General features: G+C 45.9%; 1 protein-coding gene and 2 pseudogenes. All 3 read left to right on the top strand.

The window, feature by feature from the left end:
- Positions 1 to 95 precede the first annotated feature (95 nt).
- A pseudogene (locus ABLV54_RS13080) lies at positions 96 to 625 on the top strand (DUF3304 domain-containing protein).
- A 95-nt stretch (positions 626 to 720) separates the two neighbouring features.
- The gene (locus ABLV54_RS13075) at positions 721 to 1251 is read left to right on the top strand and encodes a DUF3304 domain-containing protein (RefSeq protein WP_101995591.1); all 531 of its coding nucleotides are present in this window, start codon (positions 721 to 723) and stop codon (positions 1249 to 1251) included.
- Positions 1239 to 2600, top strand: a pseudogene (locus tag ABLV54_RS13070) (DUF2235 domain-containing protein); the annotation flags it as partial. The gene ABLV54_RS13075 and the pseudogene ABLV54_RS13070, both read left to right, overlap by 13 nt.
- Between the last annotated feature and the right edge of the window lie 55 nt (positions 2601 to 2655).

Below are 2655 nucleotides of genomic sequence, written 5' to 3'. Positions count from 1 at the left end.
ACACAACCCGCTACGGGGGAGACTTACCCGAAATCTGATTTATTCAACAAAGCCATAACTCTGTTACCTAATTAATCCCTCACAAGGAGTGTTAAATGAAATCTCCCTTTCTCTTTTTAGTTGCAGAGATATTTCTGTTAACGGGCTGTAATCAGCCTGCTGAATCAGATTCAGTCAGCGGCGGTGGTGGAACCATCGAGGCCATTAATCATACCCACTGGGCCATCAACCACTATAGTGTCAACGGGCAGTCCGGTGTCGATATTATCGGCCCGTGGCAGGGAGGAGGCGGTGCGGGTTGCTTTGGTGTGACTCCAAAATGGGAACCGGGAATGACGGTAAAAATTGAGTGGGAAACAGGAGAAGCTTCAACAGATGGCTTTCCAGGATACGATCATTGGGATGAGTATCTTGAATGGGAAAAAAAATAAAAGCAAGTTATGTAGAGCACAGTGCAATAGTGCCTGTTCCTGATTATAACGGCCAAAAAACCTGTGGCATCAAAATACACTTCCTTCCGTGCGACAAGATAAAAGTGACAACCAGTTGTTACGATTACGGTAATCCGAATTACCCGATTAAGGATCCGATTAAGATGGAGGAGCCTGAAGTATGTCCAAAATAAATTCAGGGCTGCCAGGGCATGGTTAGCTCCTTTTGACACATGGCTGGGATAGGAACCTGTAATCTCTCATTATCCCCTAAGCAAAGGAATGTTAAATGAAATCTCCCTTTCTCTTTTTAGTTAAAGCGGTATTGCTGTTAACGGGCTGTAATCAGCCTGCTGAGTCTGATTCAGTCAGCGGCGGTGGCGGAACCATTGAAGCTATCAACCATACCCACTGGGCCATCAACCACTTTAGTGTCAACGGGCAGTCCGGTGTCGATATTATCGGCCCGTGGCAGGGAGGAGGCGGTGCTGGTTACTTTGGTGTGCCTCCAAAATGGGAACCGGGAATGACGGTAAAAATTGAGTGGGAAACAGGAGAAGCTTCAACAGATGGCTTTCCAGGATACGATCATTGGGATGAGTATCTTGAATGGAAGAAAAAAATAAAAGCAAGTCATAAAGAACACATTGCAGTAGTACCAGTTCCTGACTATAACGGCCAAAAAACCTGTGGCATCAAAATACACTTCCTTCCGTGCGACAAGGTAAAAGTTGCAACCAGTTGTTACGATTACGGCAATCCGAACTACCCGATTAAGGATCCGATTAAGATGGAGGAGCCTGAAGTATGTCCAAAATGAACCCAGACTTAACATGGTATCCACCTCACTTTCCAAAACAAGGGCGTTTACCAACAGATACAGCAGCAACGAAGCGAAACTGTAAACAGCAGGACAGCCATGAGCTGGCATACCGGAATGAGCTCTGTCACGCTGCGGGTAAAATCGTAGAGCCGCCTTGCTGTAAAACTCTGCATATCAGTTTATTTTTTGATGGTACAGGAAATAACTTAAATAACGATCTGTATATTGCCAGTCCTAAGCATACAACAAATATTGCTCGTTTGTTTCGTGCAACTATCGGTCAGGGTTATGCTGGTGGGGTTCAGGGACATACTGAAGAGTTGGTTGATTTAGCAGGAACGTCAGGCAACAAATATTATAAATATTATATCCCTGGGGTTGGCACACCTTTTCCAGAAGTTAATGACCTTGATTATAGTACGCCAGGCCTGGCTTTTGCGACCTACGGTGAAGAACGCGTCAACTGGGGGCTGCTACGGATTATTGACGCACTCAGAAGAACATCGGGTTTAACCGAGATTTCTGATGCCGAGTGTTATGCCGCCGTCAACCGAATGACATCATATCTGGGATCGGACGGGCCAGACAGGCGTTATACCGTGTTTAATGAACTTTTAAAGGCCGCGGATCTTGCACCTAAACTGAAGCAGGCAGTTATACAGCCAGAACCCGGAAAACCGAAGTTATTAGGCATTAAATTATATATCTATGGTTTCTCCCGCGGTGCAGCAAGTGCGCGAACATTTGTGAACTGGCTATCCGAGTTGCTGCCGGGGGGCAGGAGAAAGGGAAGTAAACCTGAGCTTTGTCTGAGGTCGGGTGACGTAAAAATCCCCTTAAGTATTGAATTTCTTGGCCTGCTCGACACTGTGGCATCCGTTGGCATTGCAAATATCGCGCCATTCGCAGAAGGGCATATGGGCTGGGCTGATGACACCATGGAATTACCGGATAATGGGCTGATCAAAAAATGCACTCACCTCGTTTCATCCCACGAACAAAGACTTTGTTTCCCGCTGGATTCAATTTGCCGCAGCGACGGAACTTACCCAAGTTATGCTACGGAAGTGGTTTATCCTGGAATGCACTCCGATATTGGTGGGGGGTATCCTCCGGGAGATCAGGGGAAGGCCACTGGCGAGAATGATGGCAATTTGTTATCACAAATCCCATTGCATGATATGTATGCTTCTGCATTCACTGCAGGAGCTCCTTTGAAAACCAAAAAAGAATTATTACCCAAAGGTTTGCAAAAAGATTCTTGGAGATCAATGGACGCTGCACTTTTGCTTGAATTTGTAGCTTCACCTGATTTAATTTCACGATTCAATGCTTGGCGAGAGCTTAGGAAGGTGCGAATAAGCAGGTCATTTCTTCCCAAGCTGACTCGCTGATTAAAAT

Origin of the sequence: Klebsiella sp. JB_Kp042 (genome assembly GCF_040065275.1) — a bacterium.
Classification (GTDB): Bacteria; Pseudomonadota; Gammaproteobacteria; order Enterobacterales; family Enterobacteriaceae; genus Klebsiella; species Klebsiella quasipneumoniae.
Note: the sequence above shows the minus strand (reverse complement) of the source record. Positions and strands in the feature narration are given on the sequence as shown.

Bases quoted from the DNA above. Each gene is read 5' to 3' on its own strand.
- ABLV54_RS13075 (WP_101995591.1), top strand. From the start codon at position 721: ATGAAATCTCCCTTTCTCTTTTTAGTTAAAGCGGTATTGCTGTTAACG.